Consider the following 23,362-nt stretch of genomic DNA (forward strand, 5'->3'; position numbering starts at 1 on the left):
TACTAAATTAATGCATATTTATATGCTATAGTACGCGCCGTTTAATTTAAAGGTTATACGTTGATGGTCAGTCAGTTTATTAACGAATTTGATACCCTAGGGTTGTACTTTGGCTTAGCCGGTATTTTTGTATTCATCGGCCTGGCAATTAAAGACGTACTTAATAGTGGTAACGTACCTAAGTTTGGTCGCTACATTGTGTGGGGCGTCCTCTTTTTAGGGTGTTCTGGCTTTATTGCGAAAGGACTTATACAAGTTTTTTGGCAAGGTGCAGGTGTAGGTTAGGCATGGCGAAGTCAGAAACAGATAGAACAACTCCCGATTTATTTGAATACGAAAAGCGCCCAGGCAGGCCTAAAACGAACCCTTTACCAAGGGATATGCAGTTAAAGGTTAATAAACGTAATCAAATAAAACGAGATAAAGCACGCGGTTTAAAGCGTGTAGAATTTAAAGTTTCATCACAGTTATATCAGGCACTGAGTGATATGGCAGATGCACAAAATATTAGCCGTAGTGCGCTGATTGAAACAATTTTACAAGAAAGATTGGCTATTGATAGATAAAAGGTTTGAAGTCCATGGCAAGTGTAGGCATTTTTTTCGGAAGTGACACAGGTAATACAGAACACGTAGCAAAAATGATCCAAAAAGAATTGGGTAAAAAGCTTGTGGCTGTACACGACATTGCAAAAAGCTCTAAAGAAGAGATTGCAGAGTTCGATTTAATCTTATTCGGTATTCCTACTTGGTACTACGGTGAAGCACAATGTGATTGGGATGACTTTTTCCCTGAGCTTGAAGAAGTAGACTTTGAAGGTAAGCTAGTGGCTATTTTTGGTTGTGGCGACCAAGAAGACTACGCAGAATACTTTTTAGACGCTATGGGTATGATCAACGATATCGTTACCGAGCGCGGTGCTATTGTGGTTGGTCATTGGTCTAGTGAAGGCTACGACTTTGAAGCATCTAAAGGTATGGCTGATGACACGCACTTTGTAGGCTTAGGTATTGATGAAGACCGCCAACCTGAATTAACAGAACAACGTGTTAAAGCATGGTGCGCACAAGTATATGATGAAATGTGCTTAAGCGAACTAGCAGACTAACCTCCCCCCCTTTATCGCTAACTGTTTAAATAATTATCAAACAGTTAGCGACTTTAGAATTAATAGCAAAATTGATCAATTGTTCTTTGCACTCAGTGCTGAGGCGCGTTATCCTTGTTATTGCTAATGTGTCGTGTGCATCTGTAAGAGATGTCTAGTATAACCAAACAAATTTGAGACAGATTTAATGACTGATCATAACTTGGAACTTAAAAAAGCCGGTTTAAAAGTAACTTTACCGCGTATTAAAATCTTAGAAATTCTACAATCTCCAGATAACCAACACATCAGCGCTGAAGATGTATACAAAATTCTTTTAGATTTAGGTGAAGAAATTGGTCTTGCGACTGTTTACCGTGTATTAAACCAATTTGATGACGCAGGTATTGTAAGCCGTCACCATTTTGAAGGCGGAAAGTCAGTATTTGAACTTTCTGGCAGCACTCACCACGACCACCTAGTGTGTTTAAAATGTGGTAAAGTTGTTGAATTTGAAGATGACTTAATTGAACGTCGCCAGTTAGAAATAGCCGAAGAAAACGGTATTACACTAACAAATCACTCTTTATACCTATACGGTGAGTGTCAAGACAAAGCAGCGTGTAAAGCATTTAGCGATTCAAATAGCTAATAACGCGCTATAGTAATAAAAAAACCTGCTATTGCAGGTTTTTTTGTGTTTAAAATTAAACATTTAAACTGTGTTTAATACCAATTTGCAATAATGAGATATTATGCAAATTGGTATTATAAAAGCGTTACTGCTTCTCGATTTTAGCCCATGAATCTCTAAGACCAACCGTTTGGTTGAATACTAAATTTTCTGACTTTGTATCACGTGAGAAATAGCCAGTACGCTCAAACTGGAAGCCTTGAGCCGGTTCGGCTTTAGCAAGCGATGCTTCTAGTTTTGCATTTTCTAATACAACTAACGAATCAGGGTTAAGTGTTGATTCGAACTCTTCAGCTGCACCTGGGTTTGGTACATTAAATAAACGGTCATACAATCTAACTTCTGCATTAACCGACTCAGGCGCAGAAACCCAATGAATTACCCCTTTTACTTTACGGCCGTCACTTGGGTTTTTACCTAGTGTTTCGTTGTCGTAAGTACAGTAAATAGTGGTAATTTCACCATTTGCATCTTTTTCTACACGCTGGGCTTTAATTACATAAGCACCACGTAAGCGTACTTCTTTATCAAGTACTAAGCGTTTAAATTTATTATTCGCTTCTTCGCGGAAATCTTCACGCTCAATGAAAAGCTCACGAGTAAACGGTACTTCACGACGCCCCATTTCTTCTTTATTAGGGTGGTTTGCTACCGACAATGTTTCTACTTTATCTGCATCAAAGTTTTCTATTACCACTTTAACTGGATCGAGTACTGCCATTGCACGTGGTGCGTTTTCATTTAAGTCTTCACGGATACACGCTTCAAGCATGCCCATTTCAACCATGTTTTCTTGCTTAGTCACACCGATACGTAAACAGAACTCACGTATTGAAGCCGGTGTATAACCACGACGACGTAAACCAGCAATAGTTGGCATACGTGGGTCATCCCACCCTTCTACATAGTTATTTACAACTAAGTCGTTTAGCTTACGCTTAGACATAATTGTGTATTCAAGATTTAAGCGCGAAAACTCAATTTGCTGTGGGTGGCACTCAAGGCTGATATTATCAAGTACCCAGTCGTATAAACGACGGTTATCTTGAAACTCAAGTGTACACAATGAATGGGTTATCCCCTCAAGCGCATCAGAAATACAATGTGTGAAGTCATACATTGGGTAAATGCACCACTTGTCACCTGTTTGATGGTGATGAGCAAAACGAACGCGATAAATAATTGGATCGCGAAGCACCATAAATGAGCTTGCCATATCAATTTTAGCGCGTAGAACACACTCACCTTCTTTGAATTCACCCGCGCGCATTTTTTCAAACAATGCGAGGTTTTCTTCTACTGAGGTGTCTCTGTATGGGCTGTTTTTACCCGGCTCTTTTAACGTACCGCGATACTCGCGTGCTTGATCGGCCGTTAAAAAACAAACGTACGCTAAGCCTTTTTCAATAAGCTCTACTGCATAGCCGTATAGGGTATCAAAATAGTTTGACGAATATTTTATCTCACCACTCCAGTTGAAGCCTAACCACTGCACGTCTTCTTTGATTGAATTAACGTAGTTAATATCTTCTTTTTCTGGGTTTGTATCATCAAAACGTAGGTTACATAAACCATCGTAATCTTTTGCAATGCCAAAATTCAAACAAATTGATTTTGCATGGCCAATATGTAAAAAGCCATTTGGTTCAGGTGGAAAACGTGTATGCGTAGTTGCATGTTTGCCACTTGCTAAATCTTCATCAATTCGAGTTCTTATAAAGTTACTTGGGCGATTCTCAATTTCCGCCATAGGAGTGCGATCCTCTGAATATTCGTGATAACAAAACTAATGCATTATTACAAAAACAAACACTAACATACAGCACTAGATGCGGGTTTATTCTAGTTATTATGGCAATGGTGCATTAGTTTATTACTTAAATTTGTTTTAGCGCAATATTTGAGTCATGAAAGGCATTTATAGTACCTAAACTTAAGCTCCTTAAAAGGATTCAAAGATGGCCAGTTCTACACAACACAGAGTTTATATTCCAACAAATGCGCGAGCTAATCACTATTTACTCGCTGAAATTACACCCACTGATGACTTTTACACTAGTTTTAGCGATATCGATAGTTGCTATACCCGCATTGCCAAGCAACTATTTGCAAGCTGTGATGAATACGAGCTACATAATGTACACCTACTCGCTAACGACAAATTACCCGTGGTCAGATTTCATGATGAGTCGTATCAATTAGAAACAGCAAAGCAAATGTTGTTTTTTTACAACCCGCGTTACCACGAAGCGCACAAACTACACTACACCCCTGCTTTTAAAAGTAAAAAAATTCGCTTGTTATTTTTAGCCACCGGTGATGATTTACGCGCAAGCTCGGCACAATTTCACAGCAGGGTGCAAAAAGTGTTAGATAATTTACAAACACAATTATTTATTGAACAACCCCAGTTTAAGCTTCGCGATCATCAGCATTTAACCTATGACTTATTTGCCAAGAGCAAAGGCTGTAACCAAAGTTACGGCTACAAACTTAGAAGCCTATACCCCCGTTATTTAGCTCGCCAATGTAAAATACCCGCCGAGCATGCAGAAATGACCTATGCAACGTTTTCTATACCGGTTTCGCGCGGCATTAAAACGCAATTTCAAAGCTTAATAAATAAAAATAATTACACTGAGTTTTATAACTACTTTGCCCAATCATTTAAAAGGTGCTGCGAGCGATACGAATTATCTCACGGCGCTATGGTTGCTAATGGTGCAAGGCCCATAGTGCGTAATAGCCAAATAGATAAAAATGATGGGAATGCAGAATTACAAAAAATAAGTTTTGATGTGAATGGCACAGCCACGCAAATACATATTTTTTTCAATGCTGAAAAATTAGTTGAGTCACTACATTTTGTAATTGTTGCCACCCATAAAGATAAACATGAAATGGGCTACGGCCGCTTTATGAATCAAGTAGAAAAAACAATACACGCTATGTGCTCAGAGCTGGCAATAAATAAAGAACGACAAGATTTATCAGTACGGTTTTTTCAACACATTAGTTACCCATACTAATATTTAAGCCAAAAACAAAAAGGCTCGCAAATGCGAGCCTTTTTTAAAGATTAAGCAAACTGATTACCAGCCTGTTTTCTCTTTAAGTGCTTTACCGATATCAGCAAGTGAACGTACAGTTTGTACGCCAGCAGCTTCTAGTGCAGCAAATTTCTCATCAGCAGTACCTTTACCGCCTGCGATGATTGCGCCAGCGTGACCCATACGCTTACCTTCTGGTGCAGTTACACCAGCAATGTAAGAAACAACAGGCTTAGTTACGTTAGCTTTAATGTACTCTGCAGCTTCTTCTTCTGCAGTACCACCAATTTCACCAATCATTACGATTGCTTCAGTTTGTGGATCTTTTTCGAACATTTCTAGCACGTCGATAAAGTTAGTACCTGGGATTGGGTCGCCACCAATACCAACACACGTAGACTGACCAAAACCAGCGTCTGTAGTTTGTTTAACCGCTTCGTACGTTAAAGTACCAGAGCGAGAAACAATACCTACTTTACCAGGCTTGTGGATGTGACCAGGCATGATACCAATCTTAGTCTCACCAGGAGTGATAACACCTGGACAGTTAGGACCGATCATACGAACACCAGAGTTATCAAGCTTAACTTTAACGTCAACCATGTCTAGTGTTGGGATACCTTCAGTGATACAAACAATTAGCTCGATGCCCGCATCGATAGCTTCTAAGATTGCATCTTTACAGAACGGTGCAGGTACGTAGATAACTGACGCTGTTGCGCCTGTTTCTTTAACTGCATCGCGTACTGTGTTGAATACTGGAAGACCAAGGTGCGTTTGACCGCCTTTACCTGGGCTTACACCACCAACCATTTGTGTACCGTACTCAAGCGCTTGCTCAGAGTGGAAAGTACCTTGGCCACCAGTGAAACCTTGACAGATAACTTTTGTATCTTTATTGATTAATACAGACATTATTTGCCCTCCGCAGCAGCTACAACTTTCTCAGCAGCGTCTGTTAGTGATTCAGCAGCGATGATATCTAGGCCAGAGTTCTTAAGAACGTCACGACCTAATTCAGCGTTAGTACCTTCTAAACGTACAACTACAGGCACGTTTACACCTACTTCTTTAACTGCGCCAATGATACCTTCAGCAATCATGTCACAACGTACGATACCACCAAAGATGTTAACTAAAACAGCTTTTACGTTATCGTCAGAAAGGATGATTTTGAATGCTTCAGAAACACGCTCTTTAGTCGCGCCGCCACCAACATCTAGGAAGTTAGCTGGCTTGCCGCCGTGTAGGTTTACGATGTCCATAGTACCCATCGCTAGGCCTGCACCGTTAACCATACAACCTACGTTACCATCTAGTGCTACGTAGTTAAGCTCGAAGCTTGCTGCGTGAGCTTCACGTGCATCTTCTTGAGATGGATCGTGCATTTCACGGATTTTTGGTTGACGGTAAAGTGCATTACCATCGATACCGATTTTGCCGTCAAGACAGTGAAGGTTACCTTCGTCTGTGATTACTAACGGGTTGATTTCAAGAAGAGCGAAATCAAAATCGTTGAACATGTTGCCAAGACCCATAAAGATCTTAACGAACTGCTTCATTTGTGTAGGGTTAAGACCCAGTTTAAAACCTAACTCACGTGCTTGGTAAGCTTGAGGACCCACTAATGGATCGATCTCTGCTTTGTGGATAAGCTCTGGAGTTTCTTCAGCAACAGTTTCAATTTCAACACCGCCTTCAGTAGACGCCATGAAAACAACTTTGCGAGAAGCACGGTCAACAACTGCACCTAAGTACAATTCGTTAGCGATATCTGTACAGCTTTCTACTAAAATTTTAGCAACAGGCTGACCATTTTCGTCTGTTTGGTAAGTAACTAAGTTTTTACCTAACCAGTTTGCAGCGAATTCTTTTACTTCTTCGATTGTTTTAACTAGCTTAACACCGCCAGCTTTACCACGGCCACCTGCGTGAACCTGAGTTTTAACAACCCACATATCACCGCCAATTTTTTCGGCAGCTGCTGCAGCTTCTTCAGGTGTATCGCAAGCGAAACCTTGAGAAACTGGTAAACCATATTCGGCAAAAAGTTGTTTTGCCTGATACTCATGCAAATTCATGATGCTTTATCCAATTTTTTATACTAAAAGAGCTGAATATTTATGCAAATAAACAGCTATCCCAAATTGCGCACCTAGTATAGATCCCAAGGCTTAACATGAAAACCCCAGTAACACCAAAGGCGCAAAAAAAAAGCTGTGAATTGTCATTCACAGCTTATATTTCATACTACTCGATTAAACATCCAGTAATAAGCGAGTTGGATCTTCAAGTAACTCTTTAATAGTCACTAAGAAACCAACAGATTCTTTACCATCGATTTGGCGATGATCGTAAGATAGTGCCAAATACATCATAGGAAGAATTTCAACTTTACCATTTACAGCCATAGGACGCTCTTGGATTTTGTGCATACCCAAGATTGATGACTGTGGTAAGTTAATAATAGGCGTAGAAAGTAACGAACCAAATACACCACCGTTAGTAATGGTAAAGTTACCACCTGTCATATCGTCAAGTGTTAGTTTACCGTCACGGCCTTTAAGGGCTAATTCACGAATACCTTTCTCGATTTCAGCAACAGATAGTTTGTCGCAATCTTTAAGTACTGGTGTAACTAAACCACGTGGTGTAGATACAGCGATGCTGATATCAAAGTAATTGTGGTAAACAATATCGTCACCATCAATTGATGCATTTACGTCAGGGAAACGCTTAAGTGCTTCAGTTACTGCTTTCACGTAGAAAGACATAAAGCCTAAACGAATACCGTGACGCTTCTCGAATACTTCTTGGTATTGCTTACGAAGGTCCATGATAGGTTTCATGTTTACTTCGTTAAATGTAGTTAACATTGCTGTTGAGTTTTTCGCTTCTAATAAACGATTAGCAATGGTTTTACGTAAGCGCGTCATTGGTACACGTTTTTGTGTACGGTCACCCATAGGTGCAGCAGGTGCTGAAGCAGCTTCTTTTTTAGCAGCTGGAGCAGGTGCTTTTAAGAAAGTATCAACGTCTTCTTTAGTTACACGGCCGTTTTTACCTGTGCCTTTAATTTTAGACGCATCAAGCCCTTTTTCAGCGATTAAACGACGTACAGACGGCGTTAACACATCTGAGCTATCGTTAGACTCACTTGCAGCAGGCGCTTCCTCTGCTTTAGCTGCAGGTGCCGCTGGAGCGCCGCCCGCTTTAACGTTACCAATAACTTGTTCGCCAAGTACAGTATCGCCTTCTGCGTTTAGTTGCTCGCCCATGATACCGTCTTCTTGAGCTACTACTTCAAGAACAACTTTATCAGTTTCAATATCTACCAAGTTTTGGTCGCGAGTTACCGCTTCACCTGGTTGTACATGCCATGTAGCAATTGTTGCGTCTGCAACTGATTCTGGAAGTACAGGTACTTTAATGTCCACTTCTTTACCTTCTGATGCTGGAGCTGATTGCGCCGCAGGCGCGTCTTCTGATTTTTCAGGTGCGGCTTCTTCTTTAGCCGAAGCACTGTCACTTGCTGGTGCTGCATCAGCATCACCAAGTAAACCGATAACTTGGTCGCCAAGTACCGTTGCACCTTCTTCTTGTGATATTTCAGTAATTACACCGTCATTTTGTGCAACCACTTCTAAAACCACTTTATCTGTTTCAATGTCTACTAAGTTTTGGTCACGGCTTACTTTGTCGCCTACACTTACATGCCATGTAGCAACGGTAGCATCTGCAACCGACTCAGGAAGAACAGGAACTTTAATTTCTGTGCTCATTGCTTATCCTTTCTTTTGTATAGTAAGCGCGTCTGCAACGAGCGCTTGTTGTTCTTTAGTATGTACTGACATGTAACCACACGCTGGAGATGCCGACGCCTTACGCCCTGCGTAAGTCAATTTAGCACCCTGTGGGATTGCATCAATAAAGTGATGTTGCGAACAGTACCAAGCACCTTGGTTTTGTGGCTCTTCTTGACACCAAACAAAATCAGTAACGTGTTGGTAACGTTCCATAATCGTGTCCATTTCTGCATGCGGGAACGGGTATAACTGCTCCACACGTACAATAGCAATGTTGTCTTGCTCAAGCTTACGACGCTCTTGTAATAGTTCGTAATAAACTTTACCACTACAAAATACTACACGTTCTACTTTCTCAGGGTTAATATCATCGATTTCATCGATCATATTATGGAATACACCTTGTGAAAGTTCTTCAAGTGAAGATACCGCAAGTGGGTGACGAAGTAGTGATTTTGGTGTCATTACAATCAATGGACGACGAAGTGGTCTAACTGATTGACGACGTAGCATAGCGTAAACTTGTGCAGGTGTTGAAGGAACACACACTTGCATGTTGTGATCGGCACAAAGCTGTAAAAAACGCTCTAAACGTGCAGAACTATGCTCTGGACCTTGACCTTCATAACCATGCGGAAGCAAACATGTTAAGCCACATAAACGGCCCCACTTTTGCTCACCAGAGCTTAAGAACTGGTCAAATACGACTTGTGCACCATTTGCGAAGTCACCAAACTGGGCTTCCCAAAGGACTAATGATGTAGGTTCAGCTGTTGCATAACCATATTCAAAAGCAAGTACCGCTTCTTCTGATAAAACAGAATCAAATACTTCAAAAGTACCTTGGTCTTCACTTAAATTTTGAAGAGGTAAGTAAGTTGAACCATCTGACTGGCTATGTACTACAGCATGGCGGTGGAAGAAAGTACCACGCCCTGAGTCTTGGCCAGTTAAACGTATATCTGTGCCTTCAGAAGCAATTGTTGCATAAGCAAGTGTTTCTGCCATACCCCAATCTAGTGGTTTTTCGCCACTTGCCATAAGCTTACGGTCATCGTAAATCTTTTTAACACGAGACTGTGCTTTATATTGCTCAGGGAACTGCGCAACTTGTTCGCCAAGTGCTTTTAGCTTATCTACCGGTACGCTTGCGTCGTACTCAACATTCCACTCATGGCCAACATATTTTGCCCAATCAGATGAGTGCGAAGTTTCTGGCTGAATTTCTTCAACAACACAGTTACCTTCATCTAAGCCGTTACGGTATTCATCAGCTAATGCTTTAATTTCACTCTCAGTGAATGAGCCTTCAGACATAAGTTGATCAGCGTAAATTAAACGCGGAACCGCATGCTTTTTAATTTTTTGGTACATAAGAGGCTGTGTTGCATTAGGCTCATCAGCTTCGTTATGACCATGGCGGCGATAACATACTAAATCGATTACTACGTCACGTTTAAACTGGTTTCTAAAATCAAGTGCAAGTTGTGTAACAAATGCAACGGCTTCAGGGTCATCAGAGTTAACGTGGAAGATTGGTGACTGAACCATTTTAGCAATGTCAGTACAGTAATCTGTAGAACGTACGTCGTCTTGTTTTGAGGTTGTAAAACCAACTTGGTTATTTACAACAATACGGATACTACCACCACATGAGAAGGCATTTGTTTGCGACAAGTTAAATGTTTCTTGTACAACACCTTGGCCTGTAATCGCAGAGTCACCGTGGATAGTAATAGGTAATGCTTTGCTACCTGAACTGTCACCTAAACGGTCTAAACGCGCTCTTACCGAGCCCATAACAACAGGGTTAACAATTTCTAGGTGAGAAGGGTTAAACGCAAGTGCCATATGAACATTGCCACCTTTGGTCGCAAAGTCAGATGAATAACCCATATGGTATTTAACGTCACCAGAGCTTAACGTGTCTTTGTGTTTACCAGCAAACTCATCGAATAACTCAGATGGGTTTTTACCTAACACATTAACTAGTACGTTTAAGCGACCACGGTGGGCCATACCAATAACTGCTTCTTTTTGCCCGCTTTCGCCAGCACGGTGAATAAGTTCTTTAAGCATAGGAACTAACGCATCACCACCTTCAAGTGAGAAACGCTTAGCACCAGGGAACTTTGCACCTAAATATTTTTCAAGACCATCTGCTGCGGTTAAGCCTTTAAGGATACGCAGTTTTTCTTCTTTAGAAAAAGTAGGTCGTGATTGAACAGATTCTAAACGCTGTTGTAACCAACGCTTTTCTTCTGTTGATGTGATGTGCATATACTCAGCACCAATAGAACCACAATAGGTGGTTTTAAGTGCCTGGTATAGTTCACCTAAAGGCATAGTATCGCGGCCTACGGCAAACGATCCTACGTTAAATTCGCGGTCAAAATCAGCTTTAGATAAGTCGTGGTATTCTAGCTCTAAATCTCGAACACGCTCTCGTTGCCAAATGCCTAATGGATCTAGGTTAGCATTTTGGTGTCCTCGAAAGCGGAAAGCATTAATAAGTTGTAGTACTTTAACCTGTTTAAGGTCACCGCCACTACCCTCTGCTACCACTACCTCTCTATGCTTGTTTTTAGCAAGCGCCGCAAACTGTGAACGAACTTCTGAATGCTTTACTTCAACATCCACACCATCTACTTTTGGTAATTGTTCGAACACTTCTCGCCATTCTTCTGGCACAGAAGTCGCATCATCTAAATACGCTTCATAAAGCTCTTCTACATAAGCAACGTTGCCGCCGTTTAAATGTGAAGATTCTAGCCATGCCTTCATCACACCTTCGTGCATTTATAAGCCCTTTTCTTTAGCGCAGAAATTAATAGTTGTCATAACAAGATGGCTAATAAAAATATTAGCCATCTTAAGTTACTAAGTGATTAAACCGCGCGGTTTAATAACATAGATTTAATTTGTCCAATTGCTTTGGTCGGGTTAAGACCTTTAGGACAAACGCTAACACAGTTCATGATACTGTGGCAACGGAACACACTGAACGCATCGTCTAAGTCTGCTAAACGTTCTTCAGTTGCCGTATCGCGGCTATCTGCCAAGAAACGGTAAGCATGAAGAAGGCCTGCTGGACCAATGAACTTGTCTGGATTCCACCAGAACGAAGGACACGATGTAGAACAACATGCACATAAAATACACTCGTAAAGTCCATCTAATTTATCACGTTCTTCAATAGATTGAAGACGCTCACCAGCCGCTGGCTGATCGTTAATTAGGTATGGTTTAACTTTTTCGTACTGAGTGTAGAACTGACTCATGTCAATAACAAGGTCACGTACCACAGGTAAGCCAGGTAAAGGACGAATTACAATAGTACCTTTGCCGCCTTTTTGCAGCGTAGATAATGGTGTAATACATGCTAAACCATTTTTACCATTCATGTTAACGCCATCAGAGCCACACACGCCTTCACGACATGAGCGACGGAATGATAATGTTGGATCTTGCTCTTTTAATAATAAAAGTGCATCCAATACCATCATGTCCTGACCTTCCTCTGTTTGCAAAGTATATTCTTGCATACGAGGTGCGTTATCAACATCCGGATTGTAACGATAAACTGAAAATTGTACTTGTGCCATCGTCTCGCTCCTAGTAGGTACGTGCTTTAGGTGGGAACGCTTCACGCGTCTTAGGCGCGTAGTTTACGTCACGCTTGCTCATTTCATCCGTTACCGGATTGAATACTGAGTGACATAACCAGTTTTCGTCATCACGATCTGGGTAGTCAAAGCGAGAGTGTGCACCACGGCTTTCAGTACGGAAGTTTGCAGCTACTGCAGTTGAGTAAGCTGTTTCCATTAAGTTGTCTAGTTCAAGACATTCGATACGCTGCGTGTTGAAGTCTGATGATTTATCATCAAGACGTGCATGCTGCAGACGTTCACGAATTTCTTTAAGCTCTTTAAGACCTGTCGCCATAGACTCACCTTCACGGAATACCGAGAAGTTAAGCTGCATACATTGTTGTAGGTCTTTTTTGATTTGAACTGGGTCTTCACCTTGGCCAGCCGTTGAATTTTCCCAACGGTTAAAGCGTGCAAGAGACGCGTCAATATCAGATGCTGTCGGTGCTTTAGTAATTTCAACTTCGTTTAGGTATTTACCTAGGAAGTTACCCGCAGCACGGCCAAATACAACTAAATCAAGTAATGAGTTACCACCTAGGCGGTTTGCACCATGTACAGATACACAGGCAATTTCACCTACTGCAAATAAGCCTTCTACTACTTTTTCGTTGCCGTTAGCATCGATTTGTAGCGCTTGACCATTTACGTTAGTTGGAACACCACCCATCATGTAGTGACAAGTTGGTATTACTGGAATTGGCTCTTTAGCAGGGTCAACGTGTGCGAAAGTTTTAGCAAGGTCACATACGCCAGGTAGACGTAAGTTAAGCGTTTCTTCACCTAAGTGGTCAAGTTTCAGCTTAAGGTGTGGACCCCAAGGACCATCACAGCCACGGCCTTCACGGATTTCAGTCATCATTGAACGTGCTACAACGTCACGAGACGCTAGGTCTTTAGCGTTTGGTGCATAACGTTCCATGAAGCGTTCGCCATCTTTATTTAAAAGATAACCACCTTCACCACGACAACCTTCCGTTACAAGTGTACCAGCGCCTGCAATACCCGTTGGGTGGAATTGCCACATTTCCATATCTTGCATAGCAACGCCTGCACGGGCTGCCATACCAACACCATCACCCGTATTAATGTGAGCATTAGTTGTTGATGCGAAAATACGACCAGCACCGCCGGTTGCAAGTACAACAGCTTTTGATTTGAAGAAAGTGATTTCACCTGTTTCAATCTCAATTGCTGTACAGCCTACTACATCGCCATTGTCGTTTTTAACTAAATCTAGTGCATACCACTCAGAGAATACATTAGTTTGGTTTTTAACGTTTTGTTGGTATAGAAGGTGTAATAAAGCGTGACCAGTACGGTCAGCTGCTGCTGCAGTACGTGCAGCTTGTTCACCACCAAAGTTTTTCGATTGACCACCGAAAGGACGTTGGTAAACACGGCCATTTTCAAAACGAGAAAATGGTAAACCCATGTTTTCTAATTCAGTAATAGCTTCTGGGCCTGTTTGACACATGTATTCGATAGCGTCTTGGTCACCGATAAAATCGGAACCTTTAACGGTGTCGTACATATGCCATTCCCAGTTGTCTTCGTGTGAATTACCTAGCGCTACTGTAATACCACCCTGTGCAGATACAGTGTGTGAGCGTGTTGGGAATACTTTAGATATTAATGCACACGTTTTGCCAGATTCGGTAATGGCAAGAGCGGCGCGCATACCAGCACCACCTGCACCAATTACTACGGCGTCAAATTCACGAACAGAATATTTCACTTAAACACCCCATAAAACGATTAGACCAATAGCTACGTAAGCAACGGCCATCAGGTTTAATACAAAGCCTAAAACAGCGCGTAGTTTAGCGTTTTTAACGTAATCCGTTAAAACTTGCCAAAGGCCAATGCGGGTATGAACCATCATGCATACAAGAGTAATAAGTGTAAAACCCTTCATTGCTAGATTAGAGAATAGGCCTGTCCAGGCTTCGAAAGTGACTTCTGGCGTTGCTAAAAAATAGCCGATAATAAAAATCGCGTATGCGGTGATTACTAGTGCCGTGGTACGTAAAGATACGAAATCTTGTACACCATCACGTTTAAGAGTTGCTTGATTTAAGACCATATCCACACCCCTGCCAGTACGGCAAATACAACGCCAAGTGCCATTGCAATTTTAGCGCTAAGGTTACCTGATTCAAGTTCTTCCCAGTGGCCCATATCCATAATGATGTGACGGATACCACCAATAAGGTGATAACCCAATACAGAAAGTGTGCCCCAAGCTATGAATTTGGCAATGAATCCGCTAAACAGACCCTTGACGAATTCAAAACCTTCAGCTGAAGAAAGAGACTCAGACCAAGCCCAAATGACAAACGTTAAAGCAAAAAATAATGCAACACCGGTGACGCGGTGAAAGATTGATGCTTTAGCCGTTGCCGGCATAGATATAGTTGTTAGATCTAGATTTACAGGTCTTTGCTTTTTCACAGTTACTTGCCCATCTTGCTCACATTGGAGCTCATCTACTTGTTTTTCTAAAACCCACCAAAATTTCTGGTGGAACTATCAAAGTAAACGTGTCAATACAGCAAAAGTTCACAAATCTGCAAAAATTACGCTGTAAAAATATGTTTACCTAAATACAAAGCGGTTTAAAACCTCCGATAGTATATATACCCAAAGGTTGTTTTACAATTCTTGTTTAGTTAGAGACGTTTGCGAATTAGCCGATAGTATAATATTTAATTAATACCGAATATTTATTATACATATATGCATAATGTTTATAAAAATTGACTTTAACCCCCTCTTTCACGTTAAAATGCGAAGATGTGCTTAAAACAAGATTTCAGAACTTTAAAAATCTAAAAATCAGAATAGATATCTTAATAGGAGATACATAGATGGCAGATAAAAAAGCCACAGTCCATATTGATGGACTAGATCCAATCGAACTTCCAATTTATCAAGGCACTGCTGGCCAAGATGTGATCGACGTACGTACGTTAGGTTCACACGGTCACTTTACTTATGACCCAGGTTTCATGTCGACTGGCTCTTGTGAATCTGCAATCACCTACATTGATGGTGGTAAAGGTGTATTACTTCACCGTGGTTACCCAATTGAGCAATTAGCTGAAGACTCTAACTACATCGAGCTTTGTTACTTACTATTAAACGGTGAGTTACCAACGAAAGAGCAATACGATGCATTTGCAAAAGAAATCACGCATAACACCATGCTTGATGAGAAAATTGCTAACTTTTTCCAAGGTTTCCGCTTCGATGCTCACCCAATGGCAATGCTATGTGGTGTAGTAGGCGCATTATCTTCTTTTTACCACGAAGATCTTGATATTACTGATGCAAGCCAACGTAAAACAAGCGCTATTAAACTTGTCGCTAAATTACCGACTATTGCAGCTATGGCGTACAAAACAAACATTGGTCAACCGTTTGTTTACCCACGTAACGATTTAAGCTACGCAGAAAACTTCTTACACATGATGTTCTCTGTACCGGCTGAAGAATACAAAGTTAACCCTGTTACAGCTAAAGCAATGGATAAAATCTTCATGCTTCATGCTGATCATGAGCAAAACGCTTCAACGTCAACAGTACGTTTAGCGGGCTCTTCAGGCGCTAACCCATATGCATGTATTGCAGCGGGTATCGCATCTCTTTGGGGCCCTGCTCACGGCGGTGCTAACGAAGCATGTTTAAACATGTTAGAAGAGATTGGTTCTGTTGATCGTATTGATGAGTACGTAGCAAAAGCGAAAGATAAGTCTGATCCGTTCCGTCTTATGGGCTTTGGTCACCGTGTTTACAAAAACTTCGACCCACGCGCTACAGTAATGCGTCAAACGTGTCACGAAGTATTAGAAGAGCTTAACATTCAAGATCCGCTTCTTGATATTGCAATGAAGCTTGAACAAATTGCCCTTGAAGACCCATACTTTGTAGAGAAGAAACTTTACCCTAACGTTGATTTCTACTCAGGTATTATCTTAAAAGCGATTGGTATTCCAACAAGCATGTTCACTGTAATTTTTGCAATGGCACGTACTGTTGGTTGGATCACTCACTGGGATGAGATGCTATCTCAACCTGGTCATAAGATCAGCCGCCCTCGTCAAATGTATACTGGTTACACTCAACGTGACTTCGTATCAACTGACAAGCGCTAAGCTTAGTTAGTTAAAAAGGCCGCTTTTGCGGCCTTTTTTGTGCGCTTTGCTTGTCAATTTTATGAAACCGATTACAATTCCTGCCTAAATTTATAGATGTTGAATAGCCATGCCTTCTCAAGAGTTTGATATAACAAAAATCCGCAACGACTTCCCTACTCTAAACCAAACCCTTAATGGCAACCCTTTAGTATATTTAGACTCTGGCGCAACCTCGCAAAAACCACAAAGCGTTATTGATGCAACGAGTCGTTTTTATAATTTAGGCAACGCAAACGTTCACAGAGGCCGCCATACTTTAAGCGAGCGCGCTACAGAGCAATATGAAGAGGCAAGATTAAAAACAGCGGATTACTTTAACGTAAATGCTAAAGAAATCGTCTGGACAAAAGGCGCAACAGAGGCGCTAAATTTACTTGCTCATGGCCTACAAAGGCAAATTACTGGTGAAGATACGGTTTTAATTACCCCCCTTGAGCACCACGCTAATATTGTACCTTGGCAGGTATTAACGCAAAATACAGGGGCTACGCTATCTGCACTCCCCCTTGAGCAAAACGCGACGTTTAATATAGCGCGCTGTATAGACATCATCACACACACTAAAGCAAAGGTACTGTGTATCAGCCAAGCGTCTAACGCATTAGGTAATATTACCAATTTAGCCCCATTAATAGCTGCAGCGAAAGCAGTCGGCACGTTAGTTATTGTTGATGGCGCACAAGGAGCCATGCATTTACGCCCTAATTTAAGGCAGCTTGGATGCGATTTTTATGTATTCTCAGCGCATAAAATGCTTGGCCCTACGGGTGTAGGGGGCTTATATGGTCGCTATGAATTACTTAATGCGCTTATCCCGTATCAAACGGGTGGTGAGATGATAGATACTGTAACGCTTGAAAAAAGCACCTACAGAGACGCTCCTGCTAAATTTGAGACCGGCACCCCAAATATAGCCGGCGTCATTGGCTTTAGTGCAGCAATTGATTATTTATCAGCCCTAAACATAGAACAGTTACAGCGCCATGAGCAGGCTATTTTTAATTATGCAGCTACACAGTTGAGTAAAATTGCCGGAATTACTATTTATAGCGACCTAAACAATAATATTGGCACCCTTAGTTTTAATTATAAAAGTGAACACCCCTACGATTTGGCAACTTTGCTTGACGGATTCGGTATTGCAGTGCGCAGTGGACACCATTGTACGCAACCATTAATGCACCATTTAGGAGTAAAAGGCACTGTTCGAGCAAGCTTTGCATTTTATAATACCCATCAAGATGTTGATAATTTCATCAATGCCTTGAAAGAATCGATTGAATTATTAGACTAATTTAGGATAACTCATGACAAATACGTTTAAAAACGTAGTAAAACCTATACAGCAGGCGCAATCTTGGCAGCATAAATATCGCGAAATAATGCTTCTGGGCAAAACACTTCCCGCTTTAGCCGATGTGCTTAAAACCGATGACGCACTGGTGCCAGGGTGTGAGAGCAAAGTGTGGATGTTTATGGAGTTTGACGATAGCGAGAATCGTTTAGTGGTTATTGGCGATTCAGACACTCGCATTGTAAAAGGCTTATTAGCGATAATTTTAGCGCTTTATAATGGCTTAACACCTGAAGAAGTCGTGAAGATTAATGCGTATGATGAATTTGAAAAGTTAGGCTTAATTAAACACCTTAGTGCATCTCGAGGGAACGGAATAAAAGCCATGGTCGAGGCAATTCAAAGCATGGCAACTAACAAGCTCAATTAAACTATTGAGCTTGTTGTAAACGCTGTTTTTTATCTAAATATTTACGTACCGCTTTAGCCGCTACAAAAAAGCCAAAACTTCCGGTGATCATAGTTACCGAGCCAAACCCGTTATTACAATCCATATTCATTGTACCATCAGCATTTTGTTTAGCATGGCATACACTCCCATCACTGCCTGGGTAAACAAGTTGCTCAGTTGAGTACACACAATCAATATTAAATTTGCGTTTAGGGTTGTTACTAAAATTATATTGTTTGCGTAAAATATAACGCACTTTTGCAAGTAGCGGATCTTGCGTGGTTTTAGCCACATCACCAAATGTTATTTGGCTAGGATCAGTTTGCCCACCCGCGCCGCCAGTAGTAATAATAGGAATTTTATTGCGCTTACAATGAGCAATAAGCGCTGCTTTTTCTTTAACTGCATCAATACAGTCAATGACGTAATCAAAACCTTGAATATGCTCACGAATATTTTCAAGAGTAATAAAGTCATCTATCACAGTTACTTTACACTCTGGGTTTATCAGTTCGCAGCGACTTTTCATTGCATCTACTTTGGCTTGGCCAATACTGCCGCTAAGTGCATGAATTTGCCTATTTATGTTCGTCGCGCAAATATCATCTAAATCAATTAAAGTGATTTTACCCACGCCTGTACGTGCTAAAGATTCGGCAGCCCAACTTCCTACACCGCCTATCCCCACTACACAAAAATGGGCTTGTTGTAGCCAGTCAAATTGTTGGTTACCGTATAGGCGTTTGATCCCGCCAAAACGAATATCTGTTACTTGTTCGCTCATTACCAATCCAGTTGCCATGGCGATTGCCATGCTTGAAATTCTTGATGATTAATTAATTGCTGGTACTCATTACCCGTAGTAGGTAGCAAAGAGCAATTAATTTGCTCCCCATGCCATAAAAAACTTAACGCATAGGCATGAAGATACGCCCGCTCAGCTGCGCTACCACTATAAAGTGTATCGCCTAAAATTGGCGCCCCTAAACTTTTTAATGCCACTCTAAGTTGGTGGGTTTTACCCGAATACGGCTTTAAAATATACGCCCTAAACCCCGGCTTATAACTAAAAGAATAAAAGCGGGTAATAGCCGGGTTTTGCAGGGTCGGTAAAAGCTTAAACATGCCCCTGCGAGACTTAGCCATATCACCTTTTATCCACCCTTGCTTTTTTTTAGGTTTAGCATTGCTGATTGCTAAATAAAACTTGTTTATTGCATGCTCAGTGAAAAGAGACGTAAATTTAGCAGCGGCTTCTTTATTGCGACTAAGAATAATAAGGCCAGATGTCACTTTATCAAGGCGGTGAACAGCAAATAATTTTTCGCCGGTTTGCTGCTCAGCTAGTACCACAAACCCTTTTTCACCTTCTGAGTGAAAATTAAGCCCCGCAGGTTTTTCAAATATATAAAAATCAGCGTGGCTAAATACTATGGGTAATTCACTTTTAACCATTATTAGGCTTGCTTGGCTTTTAGGTAGGCAATCACTTTTTCTAAATCCTCGGCCGTATCAACCCCAGCATGTGGTGTTACTTTGGCCTGCTCAATTTTGATAGCGTAACCATGGTACAACACCCTAAGTTGCTCTAGCGACTCAAGTACTTCAAGCGGTGATACACTTAGCTCAATATACTGCTTAATGAAGCCCGCACGATAAGCATATATACCCACATGGCGCTGAAAAGGCGTTATATCTAACACACTGTCGTTATTTAACATTGCGCTTCTGTCAAACGGAATACTGGCACGTGAAAAATACAACGCATTTTTATTAATATCACTAACAACCTTCACGGCATTAGGATTAAACACTTCGTCTTGCTCTTCAATGGCTACACTTAATGTTGCCATTGGCGCGCTTGAATTATTTAGTAAAGTGGCAACTTGCGATACGTTTTCGCTGGCAAGTAATGGCTCATCGCCTTGTACATTTACCACTAAGGTTTCTGCGTCTAGCTTAAGTAGGTCAACAACCTCTGCTAAACGTTCAGTACCCGATTGATGATCTTCTCGCGTCATCAGCACATCGTTTGTGAACAATTTAACAGCATCAAAAACTTTTTGATGATCGGTTGCAATAACCACTTTACTTGCACCTGACAAACACGCTTTTTCATACACGTGTTGAATCATAGGTTTACCGCATATGTCAGCTAATGGTTTGCCAGGCAAACGGGTAGACGCGTAACGTGCAGGTATAACAACTACGAATTCCACTTATCAACCTCATCTTGAGATAGCTCACGCGCCTCATTTTCTAAAAGTACCGGTATATCATCGCGTACTGGGTATGCAAGTTTAGCTGCAGTACTAATAAGTTCTGCATTTTCTTTATCAAAACGAAGCTTTCCTTTACACACAGGACAAGCAATTATTTCAAGTAATTTTGTATCAAAGGCCATTGAGGATCCCTTTTTGTTTTAATAATAAATCTAATTTATGTATTACAGCGTCAGTAGGCTTTGCATTTACGGGTAGGTAGTACCAAGTATCTTTTGCAAAGTCTCTACATTTTACTGCATCTTTTTCTGTCATTAATACGTTATCATCATTAAATTGAGTAAAATCAGCCATGCTATAAGCATAGTGATCTCTATAATGATGAGTTGAAAGCAGCTGAATATTTTGCCCCTTTAATGAATCTTCAAAACGTTGTGGGTTACCAATGGCACTTACCGCATGGCCTTTTTCAATGGTTTTATTCACAGGGGTATTGTTAGCAACGTGTTTAAGTGCACCAGTTTGCAAAACGTAGCTGTGGGATGCATCTCCCCCGTTTTCAATCACTAAATCAACGCTATTTAATCTGTTTGTGGTTTCACGTAATGGCCCTGCAGGCATAACAAAGCCATTACCAAATCGTCTTTGGCTATCAACAATGCAGCACTCTATATCGCGTGCCATTCTATAATGCTGCATACCATCATCTGAGATTATGACATCCACACAAAATTGCTGCTCTAATAATCTAATGTTGGCTTTTCTATCGGGTCCAACAACAAGCGGACATTTTAAGCGATTAAATAAAAGTATTGGCTCATCACCGGCTTGTGCACTTGTTACGCCGCGCTCTACCACCAGCGGGTAACTGTTGGCTTCACCGCCGTAACCTCGGCTGATAATGCCCACTTTTAGGCCTTGCTGTGACAAGTATTCGTAAAGCCATAACACAAATGGCGTTTTGCCATTCCCACCTACACTTATATTGCCCACCACAATCACTTTAGATTTAGCTTTAAAAGGCGTGGCAAAGCCAACCTTAAAAAACCATTTCCTAATACTTGAAATTAACCAAAAAAGCGCAGCTAATGGCAGTAAAAGTAGCGTTATAAAACTAAATGGTTTATACCAGCTTTGCTCTATTTTACTCACCCGTGCTCACCAAACTGCATTTTACATAGAGCTGAATAAGTACCATCTTTAGCTAATAAATTCTGATGATCGCCACTTTCAATCACCCGACCACCATCAATAACGTATATTTTGTCGCTGTTCTCAATGGTTGAAAGACGATGGGCAATGACTATAGACGTTTTGTCTTGCATTAGGGTATCAAGAGCTTGCTGAATTAGTTTTTCAGACTCTGTGTCTAAGGCTGAAGTTGCTTCATCTAAAATTAAAATAGGTGCATCTTTTAATATAGCGCGAGCAATTGCTATACGTTGACGTTGACCACCAGAGAGCATTACCCCGTTTTCACCGACCATGGTATTGAGTTGCTCAGGTAGGTCTTTAACAAATTCCCACACGTGGGCTTGTTTAACCACCTCTTCTAATTGCTGCGGTGTTATTTCGCGGCTTATGCCATAACAAATATTATTGGCAATTGTGTCGTTAAATAACACAACTTGCTGAGATACTAAGGCAAACTGGCGGCGTAAATCAGCCAGTTTATATTTCTCAAGCGCAACGCCATCTAATAAAATTTCACTTGGTGCTTCTAAATCATAATAACGCGGTAATAAATTAGAAATAGTCGATTTACCCGAGCCTGAACGCCCTACAAGCGCGATGCTTTCACCGGCTTTTATACTTATTGATAGGTTATTTAAAACAGCTTCATCTTTAGTTGGGTATTTAAAGGTAACGTTTTTAACCTCAATTTCGCCCTTCACCTTATCTACGGTGTAAGTACCTTTGTCTTTTTCAATTTCTTCATCTAAAACTAAAAAAATACTTTGCGCTGCAGAAATACCGCGCTGCATATCACTGTTCACGTTTGCTAATTGTTTAAGCGGGCGTAAAAGCATCATCATAGAAGAGATGAGTACCATAAAATCGCCAGAGCTGATCGTATCTATCATTGAAGGCATAGATACAACCCACAAAATAACAGCCATTGCACTTGCTGCAAGCACTTGAATTACCGACACGCTTAACGCTTTAGTAGCATCCATTTTAATACGTTGCTGGCGATTATGATTATTGATTTTTGAAAACTGGTCGATTTCTTGTTTTTGCCCACCAAAGCCATGAATAACTTTGTGTCCACTTAGCATTTGCTCAGAGCTACGGGTGACCTGCCCCATTGCAGACTGTATATTTTTTGAAATATGGCGAAAGCGTTTAGACACAAACGTTACAATAATTGCCACTAATGGAATGATCACTAAAAAAATCAGCGAAAGCTGCCAGCTGGTATAAAACATAAGGGCAAGTAGAAAAACGACAAAAGCGCCTTCTCTTACAACAATTAACAGTGCTTTGGTGATTGCTTGCTGAACTTGTTCTGTATCAAAAGTAATTTTTGAAATTAAATCACCTGTTGAGTTTTTATCATGAAACGAAACAGGCAAATGCAATATGTGTTCAAATAACTGCTGGCGTAACGAACGAACTACTTGCGAGCCTACATAGCTTAGGCAATACGAAGACATAAAATTAAACAGGCCACGCCCTATTACCAGCGCAATTACAACAAATGGGGCATAAGCTAGCACTTCGCTATTACGTTGGTTTAGGCCTTCATCAATAAAGGGTTTCATTAATTGAATAAATAAAGCATCCATACCCGAATAGCCGATCATTCCAATAATAGCGACGAAGGCAACGCTTTTATAATCACCAACGTAAGAAATCAACCGTTTATAAATTTGTGTAGTACTTTGACTCATATTACTCTCGTTATA

23 protein-coding genes are annotated in these 23,362 nt (G+C 40.9%); 8 read left to right on the forward strand and 15 right to left on the reverse strand.

The genetic code is table 11. The annotated features are described in order from the left end of the window. Window positions 1-63: 63 nt before the first annotated feature. From MTN96_RS29370 to fur, 4 genes are all read left to right on the forward strand, one after another. Window positions 64-285, forward strand: coding sequence for a DUF2788 domain-containing protein (locus MTN96_RS29370; protein ID WP_004586672.1), 222 nt, complete (start codon window positions 64-66; stop codon window positions 283-285). A 2-nt stretch (window positions 286-287) separates the two neighbouring features. Then, the gene (ybfE, locus tag MTN96_RS29375; RefSeq protein WP_004586673.1) at window positions 288-566 is read left to right on the forward strand and encodes a LexA regulated protein; all 279 of its coding nucleotides are present in this window, start codon (window positions 288-290) and stop codon (window positions 564-566) included. Window positions 567-580: 14 nt separating this feature from the next. After that, window positions 581-1,108, forward strand: coding sequence for a flavodoxin FldA (fldA, locus tag MTN96_RS29380; protein ID WP_004586674.1), 528 nt, complete (start codon window positions 581-583; stop codon window positions 1,106-1,108). Window positions 1,109-1,295: 187 nt separating this feature from the next. Next, window positions 1,296-1,739, forward strand: coding sequence for a ferric iron uptake transcriptional regulator (gene fur / locus MTN96_RS29385; protein WP_004586675.1), 444 nt, complete (start codon window positions 1,296-1,298; stop codon window positions 1,737-1,739). 127 nt (window positions 1,740-1,866) lie between these two features. Here the strand turns inward: fur and glnS are convergent, their stop codons facing one another. Beyond that, on the reverse strand, window positions 1,867-3,531 hold the full coding sequence (glnS, locus tag MTN96_RS29390; protein ID WP_248533717.1) for a glutamine--tRNA ligase: 1,665 nt from the start codon (window positions 3,529-3,531) through the stop codon (window positions 1,867-1,869). A 208-nt stretch (window positions 3,532-3,739) separates the two neighbouring features. Between glnS and MTN96_RS29395 the strand changes: the two genes are divergently transcribed. Then, on the forward strand, window positions 3,740-4,810 hold the full coding sequence (locus tag MTN96_RS29395) for a DUF3083 family protein (protein ID WP_248533719.1): 1,071 nt from the start codon (window positions 3,740-3,742) through the stop codon (window positions 4,808-4,810). 63 nt (window positions 4,811-4,873) lie between these two features. Here MTN96_RS29395 and sucD read toward each other — a convergent pair whose 3' ends face one another. The 8 genes from sucD to sdhC all read right to left on the reverse strand — a co-directional run bounded on the left by sucD (window position 4,874) and on the right by sdhC (window position 14,741). Then, window positions 4,874-5,746 (reverse strand): succinate--CoA ligase subunit alpha, encoded by an 873-nt coding sequence (gene sucD, locus MTN96_RS29400; protein ID WP_004586678.1) that lies wholly within the window; start codon window positions 5,744-5,746, stop codon window positions 4,874-4,876. Beyond that, window positions 5,746-6,912, reverse strand: a complete 1,167-nt coding sequence (gene sucC / locus MTN96_RS29405) for an ADP-forming succinate--CoA ligase subunit beta (RefSeq protein WP_004586679.1) — start codon at window positions 6,910-6,912, stop codon at window positions 5,746-5,748. The genes sucD and sucC overlap by 1 nt, the downstream gene beginning before the upstream one ends. Before the next feature lie 177 nt (window positions 6,913-7,089). Then, the gene (gene odhB / locus MTN96_RS29410; protein ID WP_248533721.1) at window positions 7,090-8,613 is read right to left on the reverse strand and encodes a 2-oxoglutarate dehydrogenase complex dihydrolipoyllysine-residue succinyltransferase; all 1,524 of its coding nucleotides are present in this window, start codon (window positions 8,611-8,613) and stop codon (window positions 7,090-7,092) included. Window positions 8,614-8,616: 3 nt separating this feature from the next. Then, on the reverse strand, window positions 8,617-11,436 hold the full coding sequence (locus tag MTN96_RS29415) for a 2-oxoglutarate dehydrogenase E1 component (RefSeq protein WP_004586681.1): 2,820 nt from the start codon (window positions 11,434-11,436) through the stop codon (window positions 8,617-8,619). An 89-nt stretch (window positions 11,437-11,525) separates the two neighbouring features. Next, window positions 11,526-12,242 carry a succinate dehydrogenase iron-sulfur subunit gene (locus MTN96_RS29420; RefSeq protein ID WP_004586682.1) on the reverse strand — a complete coding sequence of 239 codons (717 nt, stop codon included), beginning with the start codon at window positions 12,240-12,242 and terminating at the stop codon, window positions 11,526-11,528. A 10-nt stretch (window positions 12,243-12,252) separates the two neighbouring features. Continuing rightward, window positions 12,253-14,025 carry a succinate dehydrogenase flavoprotein subunit gene (gene sdhA / locus MTN96_RS29425; RefSeq protein ID WP_004586683.1) on the reverse strand — a complete coding sequence of 591 codons (1,773 nt, stop codon included), beginning with the start codon at window positions 14,023-14,025 and terminating at the stop codon, window positions 12,253-12,255. Then, on the reverse strand, window positions 14,026-14,373 hold the full coding sequence (gene sdhD / locus MTN96_RS29430; RefSeq protein WP_004586684.1) for a succinate dehydrogenase, hydrophobic membrane anchor protein: 348 nt from the start codon (window positions 14,371-14,373) through the stop codon (window positions 14,026-14,028). It abuts the gene before it with no gap. Further along, on the reverse strand, window positions 14,364-14,741 hold the full coding sequence (sdhC, locus tag MTN96_RS29435) for a succinate dehydrogenase, cytochrome b556 subunit (protein ID WP_084554498.1): 378 nt from the start codon (window positions 14,739-14,741) through the stop codon (window positions 14,364-14,366). The genes sdhD and sdhC overlap by 10 nt, the downstream gene beginning before the upstream one ends. A gap of 416 nt (window positions 14,742-15,157) precedes the next feature. Between sdhC and MTN96_RS29440 the strand changes: the two genes are divergently transcribed. The 3 genes from MTN96_RS29440 (at window position 15,158) to MTN96_RS29450 (ending at window position 18,210) form a co-directional block, all read left to right on the forward strand. Further along, entirely contained in the window at window positions 15,158-16,444 is a 1,287-nt protein-coding gene (locus MTN96_RS29440) for a citrate synthase (RefSeq protein WP_004586686.1), read from the forward strand. A gap of 109 nt (window positions 16,445-16,553) precedes the next feature. Further along, entirely contained in the window at window positions 16,554-17,780 is a 1,227-nt protein-coding gene (locus MTN96_RS29445) for an aminotransferase class V-fold PLP-dependent enzyme (RefSeq protein WP_248533723.1), read from the forward strand. 13 nt (window positions 17,781-17,793) lie between these two features. After that, the gene (locus MTN96_RS29450) at window positions 17,794-18,210 is read left to right on the forward strand and encodes a SufE family protein (RefSeq protein WP_248533726.1); all 417 of its coding nucleotides are present in this window, start codon (window positions 17,794-17,796) and stop codon (window positions 18,208-18,210) included. Between the two features lies 1 nt (window position 18,211). Here MTN96_RS29450 and tcdA read toward each other — a convergent pair whose 3' ends face one another. From tcdA to msbA, 6 genes are read right to left on the reverse strand one after another with little or no spacing between them, the layout of a single operon-like run. Further along, on the reverse strand, window positions 18,212-19,015 hold the full coding sequence (gene tcdA / locus MTN96_RS29455; protein WP_248533741.1) for a tRNA cyclic N6-threonylcarbamoyladenosine(37) synthase TcdA: 804 nt from the start codon (window positions 19,013-19,015) through the stop codon (window positions 18,212-18,214). Continuing rightward, a complete protein-coding gene (locus MTN96_RS29460) occupies window positions 19,015-19,686 on the reverse strand; it encodes a TIGR01621 family pseudouridine synthase (RefSeq protein WP_248533728.1) in 672 nt (223 codons plus the stop codon). Before MTN96_RS29460 ends, tcdA begins: the two co-directional genes overlap by 1 nt. Before the next feature lie 2 nt (window positions 19,687-19,688). Next, window positions 19,689-20,450, reverse strand: a complete 762-nt coding sequence (gene kdsB, locus MTN96_RS29465; RefSeq protein ID WP_024033541.1) for a 3-deoxy-manno-octulosonate cytidylyltransferase — start codon at window positions 20,448-20,450, stop codon at window positions 19,689-19,691. Further along, window positions 20,438-20,635: a Trm112 family protein gene (locus tag MTN96_RS29470; protein WP_004586692.1), complete on the reverse strand. Its 198-nt coding sequence runs from the start codon at window positions 20,633-20,635 to the stop codon at window positions 20,438-20,440. Before MTN96_RS29470 ends, kdsB begins: the two co-directional genes overlap by 13 nt. Further along, the gene (gene lpxK / locus MTN96_RS29475; RefSeq protein ID WP_248533730.1) at window positions 20,625-21,605 is read right to left on the reverse strand and encodes a tetraacyldisaccharide 4'-kinase; all 981 of its coding nucleotides are present in this window, start codon (window positions 21,603-21,605) and stop codon (window positions 20,625-20,627) included. The genes MTN96_RS29470 and lpxK overlap by 11 nt, the downstream gene beginning before the upstream one ends. Continuing rightward, entirely contained in the window at window positions 21,602-23,347 is a 1,746-nt protein-coding gene (gene msbA / locus MTN96_RS29480) for a lipid A export permease/ATP-binding protein MsbA (RefSeq protein WP_248533732.1), read from the reverse strand. Before msbA ends, lpxK begins: the two co-directional genes overlap by 4 nt. Window positions 23,348-23,362 lie beyond the last annotated feature (15 nt).

It is taken from the genome of Pseudoalteromonas sp. 2CM28B (assembly GCF_023161935.1).